Origin of the sequence: Liquorilactobacillus hordei DSM 19519 (genome assembly GCF_019443985.1) — a bacterium.
GTDB lineage: Bacteria > Bacillota > Bacilli > Lactobacillales > Lactobacillaceae > Liquorilactobacillus > Liquorilactobacillus hordei.
On the sequence record NZ_CP049303.1, the window covers coordinates 2,216,267 to 2,240,128 of the forward strand.

Below are 23,862 nucleotides of genomic sequence, written 5' to 3' on the forward strand. Positions count from 1 at the left end.
AACTTTTAGTGCTATTTTTTGTTTCGAATTACGGCATCCAATTTTTTTAGATAAACATTCTCAATTTTAGTATAGGAAAGTTCCTGTTCTAAATGTCTGATTTGTTTTTGTTGTCTCTCTATTAACTGTTGTTCGGTCTTTTTCTTGGATGTTTCTTTCTTTTTCTTAACCATCTTGGGTCGTCCTATCTTAGATGAAATTACGGCTTTAATTCCAAATTGCCGCATTAATTTAAGCCAATTATAAACGACTGTGTGGCTGATATCAAAGTGGATGGCTGTTTTTTGAATACTGGTAGAATGGTTCAAGTAATAGGTAATAACCGCTACCTTGAAATCATTAGAATAGTGCCGGCGTTTAAGCTGTTTAAGTCCGGTAGGACCAAAAGCTTTATAACGCGACACCCAAATTACTAATGGAGTATCACTCGGCATCTTATATTTCAGACACAGTGTGTGGAGTGAATTTTCACCATTTAAATATTCTTTAACTACTTTCAACTTAAAGCTGTAGGTATAATTACGTGTCAAAAAAGCACCTCCAAAACTTGATTTACATGTCCAAGTTTTGTAAGGCACTTCACTTATGTCACACTCACTACTCTTTATTCATAAATATAATCGCGTGTTCGTGGTAAGTTCTTTCCACTTGGTCCCTTAGAAATCAAGTACTGAATACAATCAATATTGCCTGACTCAAAAGAAGCAGCACAAGCTTGCAAGTATAGATCCCACATTCGAATGAACTTCTCATCCATTTTTTCTGAGATTTCATCTAAATGCTGCTTAAAGTTCTCATCCCAAATCTCAAGTGTGTGTTGGTAGTGGCGTCTGAGCGTTTCTATATCAAAAACCTGCATTCCTGCGTCAATAATATGTTTCAAATTCTCATTCAGACCCGGTACATATCCACCAGGGAAAATATATTGGTTAATCCAACCATTATATGCTCCACCTTGTTGTCTGGTTATTCCATGAATTAAAGCAACACCATCATTACTCAAATACTTGGAAATCGTTTTGAAATAAGTTTCAAGGTTTTCCTTACCTACATGTTCAAACATTCCAACACTAGTAATGTAATCAAAGGGTTCATGTTTTAACTCGCGGTAATCTTCAAGATATACTTCTGCTTGACCTTCCAATCCCTCATCTACAATCCGCTGTTTAACAAATTTATACTGTTCTTCACTCAGTGTAATCCCAGCAACTTTCAGACCAAATTCCTTAGCGGCAGTCAGCATTAAGGTTCCCCAACCACAACCGATATCTAGCAATGTCTTTCCCCGCTGTGGATCCAATTTCTTAATAATGTGATGCACTTTATTCATTTGAGCCTGTTCTAAACTATCATCTTTGTGTTCAAAATATGCACAAGAATAGGTCATTGTCGGATCAAGCCATAGCTTATAAAAATCATTTCCCAAATCATAATGACTCTGAACATCATATTTGCTGCTTTTCTCCGAGTGCGATTGCTTCGGTAAAAATTTCTTTAGCTTGCTATTATAAAAGAAACTTTCAGCTGAATCATAAGCTGCTTTGACTAATTTCTGAATAGAACCATCAATCTGAATCCTACCATCCATATATGCTTCCCCTAAAGCAATTGATGCATTACGCATTATTTCTTTAACTGGAACAGCTTCTTTAAAAGTAATATTCACTTCTGGTGTTCCTTCACCATAAACTTCACTTTTTCCATCCCAATAAGTAACACGAACTGGAATATTAAAAGACTTACTCAAAATTTGCTTATAAAAAACCTTATCAATCACGGTAAAATGTCATCTGCCTTCCACTCACTTTTTGTTATTAAATAATACAATTCTAACACTAATTTTATTTTATTTCTAAGTAATGCGTACAAAAAATTTTTTTACCCAATTATAACTTTTTCTGTTGCATATCTATAATTAAAATCTTGTTCTTTCTTAGAAACAAATAGCATTAACATATACAACATTCCGACTCTCCCAACAAACATCAAAACAATAATCACACATTTGCCAACTAAAGTAAGCGAGCTAGTTATTCCCAGAGATAGACCTGTAGTTCCAAAAGCTGATGCGACTTCAAAAATTATTGAAATAAATGTTGCTTTCTCAGTAAAAGATAAAATTAAAGTTGCAGCCGTACACAATATCAGCGATAAATTGACAACCACAACTGCCTTTTGAATATCATCTTGTCCGATCCTTCTTCCGAAAATATTGACATACCTTCTTCCACGGATAAAGGACACCATATATAATATCAAAATTCCGATTGTCGTAGTCCTGACACCTCCACCAACTGAACTTGGACTAGCACCAATAAACATTAATATCGAAAATAATAATAAAGTTGTGGTTCGAAATCCAGTAAGCGAATCTAACTGAAGGCCTGCATTTCGTGTTGTAGCACTATAAAATAACGACGTAATTACTTTCTCACCCCACGGCATATGGATAAAACTATGTCCAACCTCCGACATAAAAATCAATACCGCACCTACTACAAAAAAAATAATCGCAAAGAGAAAAGCTAGTTTGGAAAATAATGAGAACCTATACTTTCCCTTACCATGTGTTCTTATCTTTAGAGCCATCCACTCACGAAACTCTGTTAGGACTGGAAAACCAATTCCGCCTATCAAAATCAATAAAATTACTAGTAACAAAAAAATATAATCATGTCGAAATGGCATTAGTGATTTGCCTGTTATATCAAAACCGGCATTAGTAACGGCTGAAATTGCAATATAAAAACCTTCGAAAAGTGCACTTTTTAAATCATACAAACTGTCTGTTAAATACAAATATCCTGAAAATATTATTCCGGCTATGAACTGTAAGGCCATCATTAATCCAAACACAGAGTATACTAAGCGAACAGTTCCACTCAATCGCGGTTGGTTCATATCGACTTGAATTAATTGCCGATGATGTAATGAAATTCTTTGTCCTGTTATAATCATTCCAACTGTTGCTATCACAGTAACTCCAAAACCGCCTATCTGGAACAAAAACTCCAACAAAAATATTCCATAATTATTATAAACTTCGTGAAGAGAAACAGTGCTAAGACCCGTTACACTAATAGTTGACACAGCCATAAAAAAAGTATCTAGAAATGATACCTTTACTCCTGGGTATCTAAAGAATGGTAGACATAATAGAAAAAAGGTTATCACAATCAATCCAAAATACGATGAAACTAATAATTGAATCGGGGTAAATCTTCCTCTTATTTTGGACAAAAAAGTCGTAATACTAAACATTACCTCATCTTTCCTTTACGAAATTATTTTAGAAGTTTCATCTTTGAATAACTGATTACAACTTTTTGTTTTAAGTCAAGAGCTGTCTCTGATCCTTTATACTCATCATCAAAATCAATTATTGCAGAATTTTTCAACTGCTTCTCAACAATTCCCTTAAAATGCTGTCTGTTAAAGATAAATGAAACATGTGTACGTTTTCGAAAAGCCTCACCTAACTTACTAACTTCTATTATTTGCTTATTTTGATTGTTTCTTTTCTCATCACTCATCGTTATTCCTCCTAAAAAAACCAAGCCTCTTTATAAAAAAGTCAGCTACTCTTAATAATTCGTCGCTGACTAACAACCTTAATTATAACGCTAATTTATAATTCAGACTAATACAGAGTTCGGTATTCTACCGTAATCGTGCATTTTAATGAATACATAGCTTCACAACGAAATTTAAAAAGTTACTTTATCACCTAGCATTTAGAACTTTACATTTCACACAATATTTGCTAGACTTAATTTGTTTTTAAGAGATTAACAAACTGGGGTGCCTAATTGGCTGAGAATTACCCATTGACCTGATCTGGACAATGCCAGCGGAGGGAGCTTTGTATCAATTGATTGTTATATTAATCAAAGCAAACAACCTGCCGGCATACTCATCACTGAGAGTATGGTGGCTTTTTTTCGCAATTCATTTCTTTTTGTTGTCTCCAAAATTTTAAAAGGGGCGATTTATTATGCAAACTGTTAATCATACTAAAAAGGGATGGTCTGTCAAAGATGTCATTTTCTTGGCAATCATCGCCATTTTCTTCGGAATTATCTATCAGGTTTGGAGCTTTGCCTATTACGCAGTAGCTGCAACACCGCTCAAACCATATGCCAATGACCTAACACTTGGAGTATGGATTATGGCCGGCCCACTAGCTGGGGTACTATTAAAAAAGGCAGGAGCATCCGTTATAGGGGAGTTATTAGCTGCTGCTGTTGAAATGTTGTTGTTTTCTAGTTGGGGAGCTTCTACCTTAATCTCTGGTTTTATTCAAGGAATTGGAAACGAGCTGGGATTTGCCGTTACAGGTTACAAAAATTGGGGAAAGCTCGGTCTTTTATTGTCTACGATTGGCTCAACTATTGTTACTTTTATTTGGGACTGGTTCCAAAGCGGCTACAGTGAATACCAAGTAGGATTGTTAATCAGCCTCTTTGTAATTCGCTTTATTTCAATTGGTTTCTTCGCTGGAATATTGGTATACTGGATAAAAAAATTAACAGATAAGTCTGGATTGATTAAATGAACATGTCCTTAAAAATAGAAGATTTAACTTTCACTTACGCAGCTGATTCCTATCCAATATTTGAGAATCTTAATTTTGAGTTGCAGCTGAATTCTTTTAACTTATTGCTTGGCCCTTCAGGAAGTGGAAAGTCTACTATTTTTAAGCTAATGTCTGGTTTATATCCACAATATAGTGGTATTAAACAAAAGGGGCACATCTTACTCAATGAGCAAGAAATTACAGATATTGTTCCTTTTGAGCGAGCACGACATGTTGCCATGCTTTTTCAGAATCCTAGTAGACAATTCACGATGAAAACAGTCTTTGAACAACTAGTATTTGCTTTAGAAAATATTCAATATCCCACTCATTTAATTGAAAAAAGGACACTGAATATCCTCAAAGAATTAAATTTATTTCAGTTCAAGGATCGAATATTACAAACACTTTCTGGCGGTGAACAACAACGCGTGGCCTTAGCAACTATTCTCGCACTTGATAGTCCCATCATTTTTTTGGATGAACCTTTTGCTAATATAGATTCTACTTCACGAGTCGAAATCTTAAATGAATTGAAACGTCTGCAACTCACGCAAAACAAAACAATTTTTATTTCTGATCATGATATTTCAGACTATGATGGTCTTGTTGACCACTTGTATAAAATCAAAGTCTCTGCGAAAAATTTAATTGAGTTACCGTTAACTGAACTTTCGAACCTACCGTCTCAACCTAATGTAGAAAAAAAAGACTTACCCAATAACTCAATTTTTTCATGGCAAAACCTAAGTTTCTCCGTGGGTGAGCGTTTGTTACTATCACCCAATTCACTTAGTATTCCTAAGGGATATATTGGTCTTTTATCTGGTGATAACGGTATAGGTAAGTCGACTCTCTTTGCCGCACTTTCGCACCAAAAAAAATACAGTGGTCATGTACTATACAATAACAAATCTTCTGAAAAAATCAGATTGCGTAATTGGGCAAAAATTGTTGCGCAGATTTTTCAAAATAGCAGTGATCAATTCATCAAACTCCATGTCAATGAGGAACTTGCACTCTCACAAGCAAACTCCCTTCATTCAGAATATTGGACAACTGCACGAGTTCAAGAAGCAGTTGAAAAACTTAATCTCACTCATGTGCTAAGTCATGTTAATTATCAACTCTCTGGAGGGCAACAAAAGAAAGTCCAAGCATTAGTCATGTTAATTATGTCTCAGCCTGTAATGCTTTTTGATGAACCTTTTGCAGGACTCGATCTTAGCTCCCTTGATAATTTGTTAACTCTGATTAAGCAAACGACTAAGGATCTAGAAATTGCAACATTAATCATTTCACATCAGCGTAGAGGTGTTATTGAAAATATTGATTACGAGTTCTTAATGGCTGGGCAGACTATCAGGCGATTGGAGGAAGATTAATTGAGTAGTAAAAGAATCAATCCTACAATCTTAGTAATTATTATGCTTGGTGTTGGTCTTCAAATTACATTTGCACATAGTGTCTCCACGAATATTGGAGTTGTTATTATTACTCTTATGTACCTTTGCTATTGCAAGACATCTGGCAAATTATTATTCCTAGCTAGCCTCTATGCTTTTCCATTAGCACTAGGAAGTTGGTGGTCGTTTATCGCATTTGGAACAGGAGATGTTTGGCATACTGCCTGGATTTATGCCTCTCGTGTTTACGCTTATCTCTATCTAGGAGCAATTGTTACATTGACAATTCCTATCAAGAATATTTTGTTGAGTTTATCACTCCATCTAAAACTATCTACGACCTTTGTTTACGGACTATTAGCTTCCTTCAATCTTTTAGGACGAATAAAACGACAATACAAAATAATTCGTTATTCAGCAATGATGCGTGGTACAACCTATCATTTTTGGAATCCTAGCCTTTATTTGCGAATCATTATTGTAGCCTTAAATTGGTCACAAGATTTGGCTGAAGCGATGACCTCACAAGGATTTAGCGAAGGAGCGCTGCGGACACTTACTTACAAGGACGATTTACCTAAATGGCAATGGGTACTAGCTATTTTTTTAATACTAATTTATTTCTTTATTTCTTTTTTGGTACGTCCTTGGTAAATTGTCTAAAATAATCGTTCTAAAATTATTATTGCTGAAAGAGAATAAAAGCTTTTTAGATCACAGAAATGAGAATATGATATAAGTAAAGCATCTCTAAAACTTGGATGAATATTCCAAATCTTGGAGATGCTTTTTCGTATAATTATAGTTTCTTATTAAGTTATATGTCAGATAAATAATAATTAAAACCAGAGTTTGCTAACTGTCAAAACAAATATCCCCAAAATAATCGATGATATAAAGACTGCTGCAAATGCAGGAAGTCCTCTCTTTAGTATCACCTTAAAGTTAACACTCATACCTAGCGCAGACATGGCCATCCCTAAAAAAATATATGCAGCTTTGACCAGAATATTTAACATATTCGTTCCTAATGGAGCAAAGGTTCCTACAACACTTGCAAGAATGAAGCCTGCCATAAACCAAGGAATCGGTAATTTCGCAGTTCCCTCTTTCTCAGTATTATCTTGTTTACTCTTTTTTTGATACCAAAAACCTATTAATAATGCTGCTGGGGCCAACATTAGTACTCGAGAAAGCTTAGTAATTATTGCATTATCCAATCCGACTGGTCCTGCAGCACTTCCTGCGGCTACAGCGTGTGCAATTTCATGCAGTGAACCACCCACAAAAACACCAAATTGTGTAGGTGTTAAGTCAAGTAATGGTTTTAGTCCCAGATCAATAAAAGTAAACACAGTTCCCATAATCGCAACGATTGCGACTGCCAATACTTCATTTTCGTGTTGTCGTTCTAATTTTTCTGGTGCTACCTTAATTTGTGGAGATATTCCCATCACTGCGGCGGCTCCACAGATTCCGGTACCACTCGCCGCTAAAATTGCTAATTCAGGTTCCACACCAAACTTTCTTTCAATCAAGTATGTCAAAAAGATTGTACCCGTAACAATCACAATTGCTAATAAAATCGTTTTAATTCCAGCTTGTGCCAACTGAACCAGATTTAATTTGAAACCAAGTAAAATAATTCCTAAGCGTAAAAATTTATTTGAAATAAAAGCTATTCCACCGCTCGCTTGATTTACTAGTTTCTTAGAAGATTGAAAAAACATTCCTAAAATCAATGCGATAATCAGTGCTCCAAAAAGTGATAAATATGGTAATTGTGCCAAAAACGTTCCGATTACAGCACAAATTAATGTCATCACAACTGCAAGCCAAAACGAATAACTCCTTATAGTTCCTATCATTTCCAATCCCTCTTTCAACAATTTACAGATTAATCATACTAATTATTACCCATAAAATAAAATTATGATTTATTATATTAATATAAGTAATAGTTATGTAGGAGGTTCTAATGATTTCACAAGAATATCAGACGTTTTTAGTCCTTAGCCAAACACTCTCATACACAAAAACGGCCCAACAACTTTTCATCTCACAACCTGCTGTGACACAACAAATTCAGCGCCTAGAAAACAGCCTTAATTTAAAATTAGTTATTTATAAGCGACCAAATTTAACATTAACAACTGCAGGCAAGCAACTCGCAGCTTTTTTAACTCGTGCACACGCACAAGCCATTAAAGTATTAAGTAATCTGCAAAATGACAATCAAAAACGTGAAATCTCATTTGGTATTACACGTTCATTAGGTGAAGTTATTGGCAAAAAGATGATTTCAATTATGTTAGACAAAGCTGATTTCACTACAATAAAGTGCCTTGCTGGAAATACCGCAAGTATTTTATCGCAGATTGACAACGGAACAATCGACTTTGGTATTGTCGAAGGAAACTTCGAGAAGCACAATTTTTCATACCATATCATTAGAAACGAACCCTTTGTACCTATTGTCAGTGCTACTCATCCATTAGCACGAAAACAAAGAGTAACTTGGAACGAATTGTTATCATATCCCCTAATCATAAGGGAAGAAGGTTCTGGATCACGGGAAATCTTGACTTCTCTTGCTCAAAAGGAAAATATAAGTCTTACTGATTTTTCTCAACTATTGACAATCTCCGAACCAACATTACTACGCCTTCTCGTCAAAGACGGAGCAGGAGTTAGCTTCTTATACAGAATTTTAGTAGAAAATGATTTAAAAAAAGGAGTTCTTAAACAATTGCCATTGCAACGTGGAGTGGTCGAGCATGAACTTTACTTTGTTTATGCTAAAGAAAGTTTTTTTGCTTCCGATTATGAGAAATGGTTTCACTCACTTGAGCAACTAAATAATTAAGTATTTGTAAATATTCTAAAAATCAGATTATATTTTATATAAACCTATCATTATTTTCTCGTTCAATATGATATTCTGACTCAAAGGGATTTAATTCATTGTATAGTTAGGGGAAATTATGATGAAACGCAAATTATTATTTGCCATTATAATAATATTACTTGGATGTACTTCAAGTTGGGGTGTCGTTCATGGTGCCTCCACAAAAAAAGCAGGTTTCAAAAAAACTGATATACCTACTTTCTTCATCCATGGCTACGGTAGCAGTTACCGTGCCGAAAGATATATGGTAAATTCTGCAACTGAAAATGGGGTTACCAATACTGTTGTTCGCGCAAATGTACGACGCAACGGCTCAATCCGTATACTACATAGTTCTCGCTGGACAAATCAAAGTTACAACCCATTAATAGAAGTTAATTTTATCGCCAATCATAATCGCAACTATCCTCGTTATGCTTTTTGGTTTGGCAAAGTTTTAAAACAACTTCAATCCCAGCATCACTTTACAAAGTATAATGTTGTCGCTCATTCATTAGGTAATCTTGACTTAATGTATTATTTACTTGGTCACGAAAAAAAGACTGCCCAATTAGTACACCAAGTTGACATTGCGGGGCCATTTGACGGTTCAAATATTGATGGTTTTCGCTTTCCCGATAATAAGTTAGCTGCTGATAGTCGTCCACAAAAAATGAGTGATTTCTATCACTTCTTCTTGAATCGAAAAGAAAATTATCCAATTAATCAGGTTCATGTACTCAACATCTATGGAAACCTGGACAACGGATCAAACTCAGATGGTCGTGTTAGTACCACATCTGCTCGTTCACTTAAATATCTAATCGGTAACCGTGCAAAAAGCTATCACCAAGTGGAATTTAAAGGCTGGGATGCTCAACATCATATGCTCCGACAAAATCCCCAAGTGAGCCAAAAGATAATCAAGTTTGTTTGGGGAAGGGATAATGATAGAGCATCATAAATTTAGTTAGTTTAAAAAAACTAAACCATTGGTTTACCAAAATAGAGGAGAATAGTGAAAATTGTTTTTTAATTTTCACTATTCTCCTCTATTTGTTTATAAAAAAGATATAATGCTGTAAATTCTTTTTTGAGTATAGTTGTAAAATTTACTTTTGCTAAATCGAATAATATATCACTTTCTACTTATCAATAAAAATAAAATCCTTGAGCAGTTGGTAAAGCAACTCTATCTCATAATTTTGAACCTTAATATTGAATTTTTGTTCCACCGGTTGAAAGATTCCTTTAGATAAAGAAATAAAATCTTTCTTCCTAGGAGTTAACGATGCTTCTTGGAATGAATTCTCTGAAACTGTTGTACTTACAAGCATTCGTTCAATCATAAGTGATAAATGCATATATAGATTTAATTTCAGTCTTGGTTCAAATTTTACGTTATAAAAATTCTCATAATGAGATACAATGTCTTGACTTTCTTGGATCACAACATCTGGATTTAAAATTTGCAAACGCCCACGGATTCCTTCAATTGATAAAAAGCGTAATAAGCGTTCAATCAGTAAATTACTAGATTTTTGAGTTTCTCCCGTTTGAAGTAGAATTGTTTCTAATTTTAATGAAACTGATTTGTCAAAAATATTATAAATGTTAATAATATCAATCCCCATATCACCGCTAACATCTGTAGTAGTTAAGATCAACTGTGTATTTGAAAAAAATTGACGATCATTATTTTTTAACAACGCATGCAGGTGCTTGTAATCAATGGCAATTACCTCTAATGATAGGGAAAGTGTTTCCTCAATCAATTTTTTTAATTCTTCCGAAAGACCTACTCCTGACATACATGAAACAATAATGTTTTTTCGATTCGATAATCCCTCATAGTATTGTGTATCTGTAGTTGAACTATATTTTTGGCTAGCATCTGCGATTGATTGGAAAAGTTCATTGCGTTGAATTCGCAAACCAATATCAAGTGCCATTGAAGTTGTAACATTATTAACAACTAAAAGTTCCTGATCGGATACTTTTTTTATTTCCCTGAACATTTCCCTTAGAGAACCCATATCAAACAAAATAATATTGCCTTTCGGAGAAGAACCTTGATCAACTAAGTAATCACGCACGTATGCATTTATCCTATTAATGGAAACATCAATAGGCATATCAAAAGCCTCAAAAAAATAGTTACCACAAAGTGTGTTGACGACCTGTTGAATACTGGATGCTGTGTGTTCTCCATGCGTAAGTAAAATTGCATTGTAGTGTACTGATTCAATCTTCTCTGAACACTGAACCATCAATACGAAAAATGGTAGATAATAATATGCACTTTTTATATTTTGAGGGGCTATTTTGTTAAGTAGTTGTTTAAATAGATAATGACTGCGCGGATATCGTTTTTTTATCTCAACTTGAAGTTTAGGTACAGATTCTGTAATTGGTAGATTATCACCACATAGACTAGCGAAGACAAAAGCAAGTGCAACATAGCGCCAAAAGTTGTCATCATCTTGAAAAGTAACTCCATATTGATGTGTAATAGCTTCCTGCGAAGATTGGCGAATTGTTTGAGAAAGTGCTGTTAAGAGAGATTCGCTAACAGTAGTATCAACCTGATTAAGCACTTTAAGCACTAAGAAGTTTTGCTCAGTGATAGTTTCCCCTGCGAGGAGTGATTCTGAAAGTTCTTTAAGTAAGTTAGTTGCTGTTGGCCCAAGCTGTAATGCACTAGTCACTAATGAAGTGATTCTCGTTTCTAGTAATTCACGATTTGGTGTTATACAAATTGCATTTTCATCGGCCTTACTAATTACTAATTGCTTAATATTAGGTGCTTTTGCGTATGCCTCTGCACACAATAACTGTATTCGATTGTTAAGTTCACTGATACTACCAACATTGGTGAATTTAGCCAACTTAATCAGTAAACGCGGTGAAATTACAATATCCTTACCTATTTTGTTAGCTTGCCGCTGTAAAAATAATCCTACAAATGTAATTCTTTCATCGAGTGGACGTTCATTGAGCAAACTCAAGCGAATTTGTACTAAAGCACAATTAAAATCAATATAATTTGTATTATTTAGGTCTGTGATTGCTGAAAAAATAAAGCGAATATTTGTTTTTTCTTGTTGATTAGCAAGCATAAAGAGTTCGTGCTGTTTTTCAGAATGCAGTACTTGCAAATTTTTGATATATAAAAATCCCGCTTGTTCCTTTTTGCCAATGCTTTGTACTTCTCTTTGCAATAAGTTGAATTTATTTTTATATTTACCACAATCAATTATTTTAAAAACTGCTTCTTGGGTAAAAATACCACGTTGGATTGCTTCCTTGAAGATACCTTGGGCAAGCGACAGTTTTCCAGTACCATGAGCACCTATGATTAAAATAGGAAGTCCATGGCCTGGATAAACAATTGCTTCTATAGCATGATTTATATCCTCTCGTAAACTGCCACGAAACCCTATCAATTCATCAAAAGCAGATTCATCCCTCTTAATTTGCCAGTACACAGGACGGCTCCCTGTTTTTAAGAGCTTTCCTTGTTTTTCTAGCTTGGATAAGTAACTACTTGTCACGCCTCGTGTCAGACCAACAGTATCAGCAGCCTGTTTGGTTGTAATACGTTCATCAGGAAATTGTTGCGCAATTGCTGCGTAAAGTTTTTCTATAGCATTCAAAAAAATCCCTCCTTAAGCACTATCAATCATAATTAAGCACAACATTCAAGTGACTTTTCAATGGTATATGCTTAATATAATAAGTGTAAGCGGTATCTTAATTTAAGTCTAGACAAATCTAAGAAATAGTTTACAAATTCTCATAACGAAAGGAGGTGCTTCCTTCACGATGACTAGTATCAATTGCGTAAAAAATAATTACACACCATTGATAATCAATCATCGGTTTCTGTAAAGCTATATCGATTATGATTTTACGGAAGAGGAAGAGATTAAAATGAAATATTTATTATTGGTTAGTCATGGTGATTTTTCAAACGGATTGAAACAGACTTTGAGTATGTTCGCGGGAGAAACTATTAATTCAGTTATTGCCGTTGGGCTAAAGCCTGATGAAACTAGTACAACTTTAGAACATCACTTCGAGACAATTTTAGAAAAACTTCCAACTGATGCTCAATTTATCGTTCTAGCAGATATTATAGGTGGTAGCCCACTTACAACCGTTTGTAACACTTTGAACAAATATAACAAATTGCAAGATAGCTTCATAATTGGCGGTATGAACTTCTCCATGGCACTAACTGCCTTGATGTCAAAAGACACAATGGATGAGGAAGAATTAAAAGCAAAAATAATGTCAGAATCAAAAGGTGCAATTAAGTTTTTGGATATAGCTGTTGCATCTGAAACTTCTGATGATGATATTTAAAGGGGGATATTATAATGTCAATTTCTTTTGTGCGTATTGATGATCGAATGATTCATGGACTTATCACAGTCCGTTGGGGCAAAGAATATCCGTGTGACGGAATTATTGCCGTAAATGATAAAGCTGCCAATAACCCTGTTTTAGCAGGTGCCTACAAAGCTGCTTCTGACAAAAAAACATTTGTTTGGACACTTGAGCATTTTGAACAGGTCAAGGATAAAGTTTTGAATTCTAAAACCAAGTATTTCTTGATTACTAAAAATCCACAAGATATGAAGAAAATCTTAGTTGATTTCAACTTTCAACCAAGTGACATAAAAACTGTTATCGTGGGTCCTGGTAACGATCGAGACAATGCAATAAAGCTTGGAGATAACCAGTCCTTTACTCAAGAAGAAGGAACGGCTTTTGAAGCAATTGAGAAAAAAGGTTACAAGGTAGATTTTGCACTGTTACCTGATCAACGATTAGGTAGTTGGGATAAATTCAAGTCAAAATTTGGTTATTAGATTTAAAAAAGAGGGGGATTTAAAATGACAATTAGTTGGATTCAAGCAGCACTTTTAGGACTGTTTGCTTGCTTATGTTCTAACTCATGTATGGCTGGCCAAGCGGTCGGTAATTATACAATCGGTCGTCCATTAGTTGGTGGCCTTATCTGTGGTCTTATTTTAGGTGATCTTCAGTTAGGAATTGCCTGTGGTGTTGCTATGCAGTTAGTTTATATTGCACTCGTTACACCAGGTGGAACGGTTTCTGCTGATGTTCGTGCAATTTCTTATATTGGTATTCCATTAGCTATGGTTGCTATTGCTTCACAGGGGTTAAATCCACTTGGTGGTAGTGCAGCTAACCTTGCTAAATCAGTCGGAACATTAGTTGGAACTGTTGGTACAGTTCTCTATTATGCTGTTGCTACTATGAACTTGGTTTGGCAATCATTCGGATGGAAAGATGTTCATAATGGGAAACTTAATAAATTAACGGCTGTTAACTTCGGTTGGCCTTGGATTTCTCACGCTATATTCTCATTCTTACCAACAATGCTTCTTACCTACTATGGTGCTACTGCTGTAACAGCCCTAAGAAATGCTTTGCCTATGGATGGCGTTGCTATGAAAACATTATTCACAGTTGGTGGCATGCTACCATGTGTCGGAATCGCAATTTTACTTCGCCAAATTATAGGTCGGACAGCTGATTTTATTCCTTTCCTTGTAGGTTTTACATTAGCAGCTTCACTAGGTCTTAATTTAGTTTCAGTCACAGTCGTTTCATTGCTGTTTGCAGTTATCATGTATGAAGTTGAAATGTCTAAAGGTGACAAACAAAACAACAGTGTAGTTCCTGAAGGTCCAAATAATGATGACGACGAGGAGGATATTTGATTATGGAAAATACTAATAACACAAAAAAACTTGATAACAAAACCCTGACAAAATCTTTTCATCGCTGGTTTTGGGGCGCGTTAACATGTTTCTCACAAGAACATATGCAGACATTTGGTTATATGGCATCAATGTTGCCAATTCTCAAGAAACTGTATCCAAAACATGAAGATCAAGTTAAAGCAATTAAGGCATATACAGCATTTTTCAATACTAATCCAATGTTAGGAACCGTAATTGTCGGCATTACAGCAAGTATGGAACAAGCACGTGCCAATGGTAAAGAAATTGATGGTGAAACCATTAATGATATGCGTGCTGGACTCATGGGACCAATTGCCGGAATTGGTGATTCTTTGATTGATGGAACTCTTATTCCTATTCTCTTAGGTATTTCTCTAGGTATGTCAACCGGGGGTTCACCACTTGGTGCAATCTTCTACATCGTTGCATGGGTATTAATCGCCTACTTCGGACAACGTTTCCTATATTTCCGTGGTTATCGTTTTGGAGATCAAGCCGTTAGTTTCTTAGTTGGTAAACAAGGAGCTGCTATCCGCCGTGCAATCGGAATTGTTGGTAGTATGGTTGTTGGTGGTGTTCTAGCTTCATGGGTAAACGTTACAACTTCACTTAAATTACATGGAGCAAATGGCAAAGTTTTCCTTAATCTTCAGAACAAATTAGACAGTATCTATCCTGGATTGTTAACAGTTATCGTAACTCTATTCTGCTGGTGGTTAATGACAAAGAAACATGTATCTGCTATTTGGACAATGGTACTTCTCGTAGTAATTTCACTTATTGGTGTTCTACTTGGTTTCTTCAATCCTGGTCTCTCATACTAAAAATAGTCAATAATAAGGGGGAAAGTAAAAATGACAATTCAAGAAATGAAAAAAGGATATGAGGAAGAGGTTGCATATCAGAAGCATATGCTTAAAAATTTAGGTTACTGGTTTCAGCTTTGGACTACTATCAGTGGTCTTGGAATCGTCGTAATTTACTTTTTCCATCACCAAAATTTTTGGCTTAATATACTTGGAATCTCCTTGTTTGTAATGGGTGCTCTGGGAATGCTGATATTTGGGTATGCAGGATGGAAAGGTCAACAAAATATTCATGCACTTATCCATGATTTTGATCAAAAACTTGAGTATTTCTATAAGACACATAAAAATACTGTAAGTTCGAATAGAGAAAAGATTAAACATTCATAATGTTTTCTCGTTAACGAATCAATAATAAAAAAAGGGGCTGTGCCATAAGTCCTAAGTGAAAGAGCTTCACCAGAGAAAGTAATGATTTTTCTGGTGAAGCTCTTTTGGTATAATTAAAAATAAAAAAGCACCGGTTGCAGCCAGCACCTTTACAAACAATACCCCTATAGAAAGGATAATCAAAATGTACGATAATTATAACATAAATCTGACTGTACTTAGTATCAAAACTGACTGGGAACCAAAAGAAAATCATCCTGCACGGATGATTAATCAAATAGTTGAAGACCTTAAAATTAAAGATCCCTACATCTTTGGACGTCCGCGTAAGTATGATCTGCGTGTACTTTTAAAATTAATTTTGTTTGCGTACACAAAAGGTATCTTCAGTAGTCGTCGTATTAATACCTTGGCAGAAGAGAATTTGGCAGCCCGCTGGCTGACGCAAGAACAAGTTCCAGCCTACCGAACAATTTGTCGTTTTAGAATTTCAGATGAAGTTGAGAACTTGATCAATCAATGCATTCAAAAACTAACCAAATATCTAAAGCAAAATAACTTTATTGATGAGGTTACTTTTATTGATGGAACTAAAATTTTGGCTGATGCCAATAAGTATAGTTTTGTTTGGCGTAAGAATACTGTTCGTTTTGACAAGCTTAATCGCTCTGCGATTATATCCCTTCTGAAAGAATTAAATGAAGCTAAGTTTAAATGCCAGCTCCCAGTAGAGACAGATCTTACTTTAGAAATGCTTGATGAAATTATCTTGCGGTTAGAGAATAACTTGAAAGATCTGAATAAAAAGATTGAAAAGGAGCACACCTCTCCAAACCCAGACGTCGAGAACTGAAATCGTTAAAACGAAAACTTAAGTTACGCCAAACTAAGTTATTGGAATATAAAATACAAACTGGAATTTATGGTAAACGAAATAGTTATTCGAAAACAGACCATGATGCGACTTTTATGCGTGTTAAAGAAGATTCAATGTTCAACGGACAGCTAAAACCGGCTTATAATCTACAAATCGCCACGAGTAAACAATTTGTAACTGCCTTTGGCATTTTTCAAAATCCAGGAGATACCAAAACATTAATTCCCTTTTTACAGCAGCAACAAGCAGCTGGAACTTTAGGTAAGTATATTGTGGCCGATGCAGGATACGGTTCAGAATCAAATTATCGATACTTTGAAGATGAATTACCTGAACATACAGCGTTGATTCCGTATGGGACAATGTTGAAAGAAAATAGTCGCAAATGGCAAAGCGATGACCGTAAGGTCATGAATTGGACATATCACCCTAAAGATGATTATTTTATTGATCCGCAAGGAGTTAGATTTAGTTTTTATACTTACCGTAAGCGCAAAGACAAGTACGGGTTTGTACGTGAATTTAAAGAGTATAAGGCAAACAAATATGATAATGATTTTCAAATTGACCACCGAGCGTTCACTAAAAGCGGAAATCTTCGCAAAATAAGTATTAATGACGCTTGGGAGTACTTCAAAAGCTAAGGAACGCAAGTTGCTTTCAAATCACCAAACTGGTTCAATTTATGGACGACGTAAAATAGATGTCGAATCAGTTTTTGGTGGATTGAAGGCTTGTTTGGGTTTTAAAAGATTTTCGGTTAGAGGTCTTGAGAAGGTAAAAAAGGAAGCTGGAATTGCCTTGATGGCAATGAACATTAGAAAATTGGTGGCAAAGGTTACCAACTATAACTGTTCTATAAACAAAAAGAAGAGATTAGCGAAAATCAAAGAACGATTTTCACTAATCTCTTCTATTTTGAAGGACTTATGGCACAGCCCCTTTTTTCTTTATTCTAAAAAGGAGGAATTTAAAATGACTTAAGCGACTATTACTCAAATAACAACGATTACTCGAATTTATAATTTTAGGAGGATACTTATAATGACTACTGCTACAAAAACAATCGTTAACTCACAGAGTCTAAGTCAAATAGATAATGCTCGAGATTCTGTTAAAACGGTAATCCTAGCTTCAATGATCGGTACAGCTATTGAATTCTTTGATTTCTATGCTTATGGAACTGCTGCTGCTACATACTTTCCAAAGGTTTTCTTTCCTGAGGTAACCACAACAATCGCTACACTACTAAGTCTGCTCACATTTGGCGTGGCTTTCGTTGCACGTCCTCTTGATCATTTGTCTTCGGTCATTTTGGAGACAAGGTTGGCCGTAAAAAAACATTGGTTGTTTCGTTGCTACTCATGGGTGGATCAACTGTATTAATTGGATTGCTGCCTGCCTACAGCACTCTTGGATTACTCGCAATTATCTTACTTTGCATTTGTCGTTTCGTTCAAGGTATCGGTCTTGGAGGCGAATGGTCAGGCGCGACACTTGTTGCTACAGAAAATGCTCCTGAGGACAAACGTGCACTCTATGGTGCTTTTCCAGAATTAGGTGCTCCTCTTGGCTTCTTCTTAAGCAATGGTTTATTTTTTCTTCTTGAATCTTTCTTAACTCCTAATCAGATGCTCTCATTTGGTTGGCGTGTGCCTTTTCTAGCTTCTGCAGTCCTTGTTGTTGTTGGTTTTTGGTCAGGACAAAGATGCAGGAAACACCACTATTCAGACAAGCACAAGCTAAACAACTGACTTCTAAATCTCCATTAACATTGGTCTTTAAGACTTCTTGGCGTCAGATTATCCAAGGTACTCTTATTGTTGCAGTAACCTATACATTATTCTACACATTGGCAACTTGGTCCTTAACTTATGCAATCACAAATTTAGGATTTTCTAATCGTGAATATTTATTTTTATTAATGGGTGCTATTATTGTTTTTGCTATTTTAATTGTATATGCTTCCAAACTTGCAGATATTTTTGGACGTCGCAGAGTTTTACTTGCTTCTTCAAGTGCTTTGATTGTCTTTTCACTGCTCTTTCCATACCTTTTACAAGGGCAGCGTAACTTTACAGGAGCTATTATCTTTTTAGTCGTTGGTTTTACATTAATGGGCGTTGCCTTTGGTCCAGTTGGTGCTTTGTTGCCAGAATTATTTAAGACGGAAGTGCGCTACTCTGGTGCCGGAATCTCTTATAATCTAGCCGCAATTGTCGGTGCAGCATTTACACCAATGATTGCAACTTGGTTAGCTAATAATTGGGGAATAAAATTTGTTGGCCTTTATCTTGGAATAATGGCTGTTGCTTGCTTAATTTCACTCTTAACAGTAGCGGAGACAAAGATGTTGATTTCTCTGAGTAATTAAAAGTCTAAATAAATTGTAACGAATAATTATATATAGTCTATAATTCAAAATAATGATTGAATAATTGGTTAAATATAAATTTTGATCCACTTTTTTATTTCCTTCACATAGATTCTGACTAATCAATTTTATCTTCTTTCAAAACATCCTCATTTATATTTAAATAGTCTTCACTTTCTAATAAGATTCTACAGTTACTAACAGATTAATTTATCTTTATTAGCACCACCAATTTATAAAATTCGAATACTATTATAACTTTTTTGATTCGTAAAACCCATTTTTTTGAAATCAAAGAGCCAGACCAAATTTAATTTTTGGCCTGGCTTCTTATTTTTCAAACATATATAACTCTCTTTTTTATTCACGCTAAAAGAAGAAAATATTTTTCTATATTTAAATTTACTGTAACCTTATTTCTTTAATTTTCCTACAAAGATCCTTATTATCAACACTATCCATGTTAAACAACTAATAAATAAACTGAAATAAAATAATTTGCTTGGTTGATAAGTTACAGTAATTTTATTATTCTTTTGTGCTGATTTAACTTCAACTGTTCCACGAAAGCTTTTAGTATGAGTTACACGTTTATATTTAATTTAACTTGTGTTCGATTATAATCGATAATTGGTAAATTTATATTCTCTTCTTTACCACTTTTATGGACTTGATAGATAATAGTGTTTGGTACAGTCTTGGGGACCAATTTAATCTCCCTTTTTCCTATAATAACATAATTGTTATATATTGATTGATTGTATGAACCAGTATCTTTATCAGCATATTTTGGATAATAGTCAGTTTCACCGTTTAAAACTAGATACGAAAAAATATTATTATAATTAGATTTATCAACTAAAGCATTAATCGGTAATGGTATAGGATCACCTTTACTTTCTAGTAAATAATTCTGATTAGCTGCTAAAATACGATCAAAAATTGATTGCATTGATCCATAATATCCAACAATACTTAAAAAAACAAAACTTATGATGGCTATTTTTTTAAGATAGTTCGTCTTAAACTGCTCAAGTAATTGACTTAATACCAACGAAGCCGTAATTGACAAGAAGAAGCTTGAGTAAGTATTAAATCTATAAGGAAATTGAATTTCACCCAAAATATTTAATGCTGTATGGCTATGATCAAGTAATCCCCATGGAACAAGAGTAGTAGACAAACACAAAAAGATAATTCCAATAATATAAATATTCTTTTCTACAATACTTCTTTTTACAAAATACCAGCCAAGAAGAGCAGTTATCAACATAATAATACCTATTGAATGATTAATTGAAATAGTATTCGAGACCGATGCAACTATCATTTCATTAAATGACATTAAAAAATCGAATCCTTTTTTAGGAGAGGCAAGATTTTGACCTATAAATCTGTAACAAAAGGTACTATAATAAAAGAACTCAACAATAATGTCAAACCTATTACTTTTACATAATGCAAGTATCCGTTCAGATTCAAACGTCTTTGAATAATAATTTTTAGAAATTACCAATCCCGTTAGAATCATACTTATTAGATAAACACTTAATAGATGGCTATATAACAACAAACTCATCCCTATTGCAAGTTGTGGCCATTTTTTTAAATTTTTCCAAAAAACATTATAAGCACCTAAGAAAATTAGAGGTACAAATGTATACGCAATAAATTCCCCTAAAACATAATTGTAAAGACCTAAATGTAAATGATATGGCGCAATCGTATAAATAAGTGCAAATATTAAACTCCGACCCCTATTTTTAGAAAAACTATACATAGAATAGTAAGCAATAGTTAGGGTGCTAAATAAAAAAAAGCCATACAAATAAAAAAAGCGCTGATTGGATTAAAATAAAATCTTAAAAAAGCCCACGGATACAAAAAAACGGTAGGATAAAATAGAAAATTACCTACACCAGTATGATTAAAAGTATAACTAGCAATAAAAGTAAGTAGATGATGTCCCCTTAAATTATGATATATTTCTTCAACTCTTGAAAAATGAAAACTACTGTCAGATGTTAAAGCAAGTTGATTGGATCCAAACAATATAGATGTATATAAAAAAGTAATAGCAGCTAAAAATAATATAATAATAAAATTTTTGTTAATTTTTAACAACGTTTTTCCCCCACAATAATAAAATTATAACCCCTGTTAGATATGATATCATAAGACATTTACTATGTGCGTCTAATTATAGTCCTACGAAAAAATAATTCAGTATTTCCTCATAATTTTTATTAATATCATTTAAAAAAAGTTGTAACTTTTAATGATCTCAATGTAGTAAAAATGAGAAATGTAATTACCAATCCCAATATATAACATAAAATTTCGAGTACTAATTCAAAGCTAGATTGGAAAATCTTAATTTGTAGAACACAGTTCTTTACAAGTAAAAAAAGATCTCCATAGAGACCTTTTCAAGGTTATCAACTTATTAAATTTGCTTACTTTTCTTCTGTTGCTGGTTCTGCATAACTAACTGAACCATTCTTTCTCTTGTAACCATTGTTGCCCATAGTAATAATAACGAAGCAATCATAAAGATAAGCATTATTCCAACTGAGAATAGAACCTGATTTGACCCTAATCCAGAAGTCAATGCCTCACGGAATCCAAGAATTGAATATGTCATTGGTAGGAAAGGATTAATTGCTTGGAAGAATCCATTCATACCATTTGTAATATCAATTGGGAATGATCCACCTGAACCACCTAGTTGAATAACTAAGAGAATCATTGCAGCAAATCGACCTGGATTTCCACCAGCAACTGAGAGGAACATTATCAAGTACATCGCAGTAAAGGAGAATATTAGCGCATTAAGAATCATTTGGAAAGGATGATCTGGTATCAATCCTACTGCCATCATTAACAATGTTTCAATTACTGCCGTACCAGTTGCTACAACTGCACCAACTGCAATCTTGCTTAAGAACCATTCTGTTCCTGTACCATCTGGTGTAGATAGACGACGTATTGGATATACTAGGTTAAAGACTAAAGCCAACATATAATGCAACTGAAAGCATATATGGTGCAAGTGCATACCCATAATTAGGAACAGTACTGTAATTCTTATGAGTCAGTTTAGATGGTGTAGCAAACATATTTGCTGTCTTGTTAGACGTCTTAACTGCATTTACCTTCTTCGCTCCCTTGCCTAAAGCTTTTGCAAGAGCCTTGTTTCCATCAGCTAACTTCGCTGAACCTTGTGTCAATTCTGAAGAATTAGCATTAAGCTGACTTGTCCCGCTTGCTAACTGGTTAACGCCGGATGAGAGTGTTGGCACCTTACTATTAAGTTGAGTTAACCCACTCGCAAGTTGTGCCGTTCCGCTATTCAAAGCAGCACTATTACTATTTAATTCGCTTGTCCCAGAAGCAAGTTGACTTACGCCCGAAACAAGAGTTGGCACATTGCTGTTAAGTGTTCCTAAACCAGTTGCAAGTTGTGAGGCTCCACTTAATAATTGGTTAGAATTATTATTTAATTCTGTTGTCCCATTTGCCAACTTAGAGATTGCTCCGGTCAAAGTCGGAAGAGCACTTAATAGTTTATTTGAACCTACACTGGCACTATTAACACCACTTGTATATTTAGTAACACCTGCTACTAGAGTATTGAGTTGTGTTCCAGTTGCATTTTCTTGCGCAATCTCTTTTAAAGTTTTTTCATTTACAGCAGATTCATTAAATGAGCTATTATTTCCTATTGAGTTGTTAAGACCGGAAGCTGCCTTTTGAGCAGCCGCAGTTAATTCACTTAATTGTGTAATCTTACCAGCTATACTATCTGCTGAAACATTAGACAAATCAATTTGTGAAATTGAGTTTGCTTTCTGAATTAATTCATTAAAGTTTTTAACAGCTTCCTCTAGTTGACTACTATTAATACTTGTTAAACTAGTATTTATAGAATTTGTAATATTCGTAGTATTTGTGTTAGCTGCTTTTTTTTTTCAAGTTCTGCCTTGTCACTAGTAGATAACGTTGCTGAGGTTTCTAGTGTATTAACTGCATCAGAAATAGTCTGATTATTAGCTTGAATCTGCTTTACCCCAGTTGTCATACTAGATAAATTATCTACTAACGGACTAAGTTGTGTTAATGTACTTCCATAATTTTTATAAAAGCTTTGTAAACTTTGTAAAAAAGTAATCATATCATTTAAGTTATTTAATTCACCATTAGAATTTAAACTTTGAACACTATTGTTAATCATTGTAGTTGTTATATTTAAAACAGAAACAGGGTAAGGTAAATCATTTGCTAATTTTTGTACATTAGAATTTATCTGCTTGGAGTTTCCCTTCAATGTGTTTAATCCTGTATTCAAATCTGTTAATCCACTTGTTAGTGAAGAAGTTTTACTATTCAAAGTACCCAAACCTGAATTAACCTGGCTGACTCCACTCGTATATGTTCCCAATCCACTCGACAGTGAATTCGAACCCGTAGCCAACTTGCTAACTCCACTCGCAAGTGTTCCTGTACTATTATTCAGCTTTTGTGTCCCTGTATTGACTTTAGCAACCAGCTGTATATTCTGATACACCACTTTGAAGTGCAGTTGCCCCAGTCGTCAACTTAATTACACCTTGACTCAAAGGTACCACACCTGTTTGTAATTCAATAACACCATCATTAACCTTCTTAACTCCTGCAGTATATGTGTTAAGTCCATCTGATAATGTTGTCGAGCCTTCTTTCAACTTATTAGCACCTTTAGAAGCTGTTGTGAACCCTGTTCCAAC

21 protein-coding genes, 3 pseudogenes and 1 riboswitch are annotated in these 23,862 nt (G+C 34.5%); of the genes and pseudogenes, 13 read left to right on the forward strand and 11 right to left on the reverse strand.

Annotation, left to right across the window (positions count from 1 at the left end; translation table 11 throughout):
• Positions 1-11: 11 nt before the first annotated feature.
• The 4 genes from G6O70_RS11930 to G6O70_RS11945 all read right to left on the reverse strand — a co-directional run bounded on the left by G6O70_RS11930 (position 12) and on the right by G6O70_RS11945 (position 3,533).
• Complete coding sequence (locus tag G6O70_RS11930) at positions 12-530, reverse strand: helix-turn-helix domain-containing protein (RefSeq protein ID WP_219934263.1); 519 nt, start codon at positions 528-530, stop codon at positions 12-14.
• Between the two features lie 74 nt (positions 531-604).
• Complete coding sequence (locus tag G6O70_RS11935; RefSeq protein WP_057870161.1) at positions 605-1,777, reverse strand: SAM-dependent methyltransferase; 1,173 nt, start codon at positions 1,775-1,777, stop codon at positions 605-607.
• 101 nt (positions 1,778-1,878) lie between these two features.
• The gene (locus G6O70_RS11940) at positions 1,879-3,261 is read right to left on the reverse strand and encodes a TrkH family potassium uptake protein (RefSeq protein WP_083481942.1); all 1,383 of its coding nucleotides are present in this window, start codon (positions 3,259-3,261) and stop codon (positions 1,879-1,881) included.
• A 23-nt stretch (positions 3,262-3,284) separates the two neighbouring features.
• Entirely contained in the window at positions 3,285-3,533 is a 249-nt protein-coding gene (locus G6O70_RS11945; RefSeq protein ID WP_057870159.1) for a hypothetical protein, read from the reverse strand.
• A 254-nt stretch (positions 3,534-3,787) separates the two neighbouring features.
• Positions 3,788-3,877: riboswitch (TPP riboswitch) on the forward strand.
• A 117-nt stretch (positions 3,878-3,994) separates the two neighbouring features.
• On the opposite strand from G6O70_RS11945, the gene G6O70_RS11950 reads away from it, so the two are divergent.
• Genes G6O70_RS11950 through G6O70_RS11960 form a run of 3 tightly spaced genes read left to right on the forward strand, consistent with a single transcriptional unit; the run spans position 3,995 to position 6,636 of the window.
• The gene (locus G6O70_RS11950; RefSeq protein ID WP_057870158.1) at positions 3,995-4,555 is read left to right on the forward strand and encodes an ECF transporter S component; all 561 of its coding nucleotides are present in this window, start codon (positions 3,995-3,997) and stop codon (positions 4,553-4,555) included.
• A 2-nt stretch (positions 4,556-4,557) separates the two neighbouring features.
• Positions 4,558-5,961: an ABC transporter ATP-binding protein gene (locus tag G6O70_RS11955; protein ID WP_233419183.1), complete on the forward strand. Its 1,404-nt coding sequence runs from the start codon at positions 4,558-4,560 to the stop codon at positions 5,959-5,961.
• Entirely contained in the window at positions 5,962-6,636 is a 675-nt protein-coding gene (locus G6O70_RS11960) for an energy-coupling factor transporter transmembrane component T family protein (protein WP_057870156.1), read from the forward strand.
• A 185-nt stretch (positions 6,637-6,821) separates the two neighbouring features.
• Here G6O70_RS11960 and G6O70_RS11965 read toward each other — a convergent pair whose 3' ends face one another.
• Positions 6,822-7,850 (reverse strand): YeiH family protein, encoded by a 1,029-nt coding sequence (locus G6O70_RS11965; protein ID WP_057870155.1) that lies wholly within the window; start codon positions 7,848-7,850, stop codon positions 6,822-6,824.
• Positions 7,851-7,960: 110 nt separating this feature from the next.
• On the opposite strand from G6O70_RS11965, the gene G6O70_RS11970 reads away from it, so the two are divergent.
• Positions 7,961-8,848: a LysR family transcriptional regulator gene (locus G6O70_RS11970; RefSeq protein ID WP_057870154.1), complete on the forward strand. Its 888-nt coding sequence runs from the start codon at positions 7,961-7,963 to the stop codon at positions 8,846-8,848.
• Between the two features lie 118 nt (positions 8,849-8,966).
• Positions 8,967-9,833: an alpha/beta hydrolase gene (locus G6O70_RS11975; protein ID WP_258236144.1), complete on the forward strand. Its 867-nt coding sequence runs from the start codon at positions 8,967-8,969 to the stop codon at positions 9,831-9,833.
• A 181-nt stretch (positions 9,834-10,014) separates the two neighbouring features.
• Here G6O70_RS11975 and G6O70_RS11980 read toward each other — a convergent pair whose 3' ends face one another.
• Entirely contained in the window at positions 10,015-12,525 is a 2,511-nt protein-coding gene (locus tag G6O70_RS11980) for a PRD domain-containing protein (protein ID WP_057870152.1), read from the reverse strand.
• Between the two features lie 277 nt (positions 12,526-12,802).
• Between G6O70_RS11980 and G6O70_RS11985 the strand changes: the two genes are divergently transcribed.
• The 8 genes and pseudogenes from G6O70_RS11985 to G6O70_RS12015 all read left to right on the forward strand — a co-directional run bounded on the left by G6O70_RS11985 (position 12,803) and on the right by G6O70_RS12015 (position 19,096).
• Positions 12,803-13,237 (forward strand): PTS sugar transporter subunit IIA, encoded by a 435-nt coding sequence (locus G6O70_RS11985; protein ID WP_057870151.1) that lies wholly within the window; start codon positions 12,803-12,805, stop codon positions 13,235-13,237.
• Positions 13,238-13,251: 14 nt separating this feature from the next.
• Positions 13,252-13,746 (forward strand): PTS sugar transporter subunit IIB, encoded by a 495-nt coding sequence (locus tag G6O70_RS11990; protein WP_057870150.1) that lies wholly within the window; start codon positions 13,252-13,254, stop codon positions 13,744-13,746.
• A gap of 24 nt (positions 13,747-13,770) precedes the next feature.
• The gene (locus tag G6O70_RS11995; protein ID WP_057870149.1) at positions 13,771-14,625 is read left to right on the forward strand and encodes a PTS mannose/fructose/sorbose/N-acetylgalactosamine transporter subunit IIC; all 855 of its coding nucleotides are present in this window, start codon (positions 13,771-13,773) and stop codon (positions 14,623-14,625) included.
• 2 nt (positions 14,626-14,627) lie between these two features.
• Positions 14,628-15,473 carry a PTS system mannose/fructose/sorbose family transporter subunit IID gene (locus G6O70_RS12000; protein ID WP_057870148.1) on the forward strand — a complete coding sequence of 282 codons (846 nt, stop codon included), beginning with the start codon at positions 14,628-14,630 and terminating at the stop codon, positions 15,471-15,473.
• A gap of 30 nt (positions 15,474-15,503) precedes the next feature.
• The gene (locus tag G6O70_RS12005; protein ID WP_057870147.1) at positions 15,504-15,845 is read left to right on the forward strand and encodes a hypothetical protein; all 342 of its coding nucleotides are present in this window, start codon (positions 15,504-15,506) and stop codon (positions 15,843-15,845) included.
• A gap of 184 nt (positions 15,846-16,029) precedes the next feature.
• Positions 16,030-17,706, forward strand: a pseudogene (locus G6O70_RS12010) (IS1182 family transposase).
• Between the two features lie 60 nt (positions 17,707-17,766).
• Positions 17,767-18,108, forward strand: a complete 342-nt coding sequence (locus G6O70_RS12330) for a hypothetical protein (RefSeq protein WP_258236145.1) — start codon at positions 17,767-17,769, stop codon at positions 18,106-18,108.
• A pseudogene (locus G6O70_RS12015) lies at positions 18,078-19,096 on the forward strand (MFS transporter). The gene G6O70_RS12330 and the pseudogene G6O70_RS12015 overlap by 31 nt, the downstream one beginning before the upstream one ends.
• A gap of 583 nt (positions 19,097-19,679) precedes the next feature.
• On the opposite strand, the gene G6O70_RS12020 reads toward G6O70_RS12015, so the two are convergent.
• From G6O70_RS12020 to G6O70_RS12040, 5 genes and pseudogenes are all read right to left on the reverse strand, one after another.
• Complete coding sequence (locus tag G6O70_RS12020) at positions 19,680-20,441, reverse strand: hypothetical protein (RefSeq protein ID WP_219934286.1); 762 nt, start codon at positions 20,439-20,441, stop codon at positions 19,680-19,682.
• A 452-nt stretch (positions 20,442-20,893) separates the two neighbouring features.
• Positions 20,894-21,220, reverse strand: coding sequence for a hypothetical protein (locus tag G6O70_RS12025; RefSeq protein WP_219934287.1), 327 nt, complete (start codon positions 21,218-21,220; stop codon positions 20,894-20,896).
• Positions 21,221-21,552: 332 nt separating this feature from the next.
• A pseudogene (locus tag G6O70_RS12470) lies at positions 21,553-22,647 on the reverse strand (YhgE/Pip family protein); the annotation flags it as partial.
• Between the two features lie 371 nt (positions 22,648-23,018).
• A complete protein-coding gene (locus G6O70_RS12035) occupies positions 23,019-23,666 on the reverse strand; it encodes a hypothetical protein (RefSeq protein ID WP_219934288.1) in 648 nt (215 codons plus the stop codon).
• Positions 23,635-23,862: hypothetical protein (locus G6O70_RS12040; RefSeq protein ID WP_219934289.1), on the reverse strand; the 228-nt coding region annotated here is incomplete at its 5' end. The genes G6O70_RS12035 and G6O70_RS12040, both read right to left, overlap by 32 nt.